The sequence below is a fragment of the Streptomyces sp. A012304 genome (assembly GCF_026008495.1).
In the GTDB taxonomy this organism is placed as follows: Bacteria; Actinomycetota; Actinomycetes; order Streptomycetales; family Streptomycetaceae; genus Streptomyces.
Genome location: NZ_BQUN01000202.1, coordinates 1 through 328, shown reverse-complemented (window position 1 = coordinate 328; position 328 = coordinate 1). Strand labels below are relative to the sequence as shown.

Annotated in this window: 1 protein-coding gene; it reads right to left on the bottom strand. The window is 63.4% G+C overall.

Annotated features, from left to right (window positions below; translation table 11 throughout):
• The coding region (locus ALMP_RS41375) for a carbohydrate ABC transporter permease (protein WP_264937185.1) at positions 1-328 on the bottom strand (328 nt) is incomplete at both ends.

Sequence of the window (328 nt, the reverse complement as noted above, 5' to 3'; positions counted from 1 at the left end):
GGCTCGTTCGCGCCGATGAGGCTGTTGATCAGGCCGGTGTCGGGGTTGTAGACGAGCTGCCAGACGAAGCCGATGACGGCCATCGACACGACGACCGGGAGGAAGAACGCGGTCTGGTAGACGCGGCTGAAGCGGATCTTCTTGTCGAGCTGCACGGCGAGGAACAGGCCGAGCGGCGTCGGGATCAGGATCAGGACGACGAACCAGACGACGTTGTGCTGGACGGCCGGCCAGAACTGCGGGTTGTTGGTGAACAGCTCCTTGAAGTTGTCCAGGCCGACCCAGGTGATGGAGTCGAAGCCGATGCCGTCCCAGGTGGTGAAGGCCA